At 71.2% G+C, this 1,152-nt stretch carries 2 protein-coding genes; both read right to left on the bottom strand.

Features of this window, described 5'->3' with window-relative positions; genetic code table 11:
* Positions 1–566: M20/M25/M40 family metallo-hydrolase (locus tag ABZV94_RS41770; RefSeq protein WP_356350348.1), on the bottom strand; the 566-nt coding region annotated here is incomplete at its 3' end.
* Positions 563–1,045 (bottom strand): OsmC family protein, encoded by a 483-nt coding sequence (locus tag ABZV94_RS41765; protein ID WP_356350346.1) that lies wholly within the window; start codon positions 1,043–1,045, stop codon positions 563–565. The genes ABZV94_RS41765 and ABZV94_RS41770, both read right to left, overlap by 4 nt.
* Positions 1,046–1,152 lie beyond the last annotated feature (107 nt).

Genomic DNA, 1,152 nt, shown 5'->3' with positions numbered 1-1,152 from the left:
AAGCCGCCCGTCTCCCCGATGGCCTCAGTGACGCCCTCGAACAGGTCAGGGTGCTTGTCGACGAGGTAGCGGGCACCGTACGTCCCTCCGGCCTCCTCGTCCGCGAGGAAGGCGAGCACGATGTCGCGCGGGGGCTTGCGGCCGCTGCGCATCCGGTCGCGGACGACCGCGAGGGTCATCGCGTCCATGTCCTTCATGTCGACCGCACCCCGGCCCCACACACACCCGTCGGCGATCTCCCCGGAGAAGGGATGGTGCGTCCAGTCGTGCGCGTTGGCCGGGACGACGTCGGTGTGGCCGTGGATCAGCAGAGCCGGCTTGGAGGAGTCCTCACCCTCGATCCGCGCCACCGTCGACGCACGCCCCTTGTGGGACTCGAAGATCCGCGGCTCCAGACCGACCTCCGAAAGCATCGAAGCGATGTACTCGGCCGCCGCCCGCTCGCCCGGCCCCGAGTGGTCCCCGTAGTTGCTGGTGTCGATCCGGATCAGGTCACGACAGAGGTCGACGACCTCGCTCTCGGCGCTCTCACCCGAGCCGGCCCGCGTCGTCCCGGTCCCGCTCACGAATCGTCCGCCTCGCGCACGCTCACGGCCGGCTCGTGCCGCACGGGAAAGTTCACCGAGTTGGCGATGAAGCAGGCCCGGTTCGCGTCCGCGTGCAGGGCCATCGCCTTCTCCACCATCCCGGCGTCCGCGACCTCGACCCGCGGCCGCAGCACCGCCTCGGTCATCCGGCCACCGCTCCCGTCCTCCGACAGGACGGCCCCTGCCCGGTCCCGGTACCCGGTCACCACGACCTCGTTCACGGAACACAGGTGCAGGTACCAGAGCAGATGGCACTGGGAGAGCGAGGCCAGCAGCAGCTGCTCCGGATTCCAGCGCTCCGGATCGCCGCGGAACGCCGGGTCCGCGCTCCCCGCGATCGGGGGCGGTCCGGCGGCGGTCACCTCGTGGTCGCGTTCGTACGCCAGATAGTGACTGGTGCCCTCGCCGAGGTTCCCGGTCCAGGTCACCTCGGTCTCGTACGCGTGCAGTGTGGTCACCACGTGCTCCTCGTCTCGGTGCGGGTGCGGGTGCGGTACCGGCCGCTCCCTCTCGGTGCGGGTGCGGCTCCACCGCTCCGGGGGCCTCCTCGGGAGGCGGCCCCCGG

The organism is Streptomyces sp. NPDC004658, from assembly GCF_040609555.1.
Lineage (GTDB): Bacteria > Actinomycetota > Actinomycetes > Streptomycetales > Streptomycetaceae > Streptomyces.
Note: the sequence above shows the minus strand (reverse complement) of the source record. Positions and strands in the feature narration are given on the sequence as shown.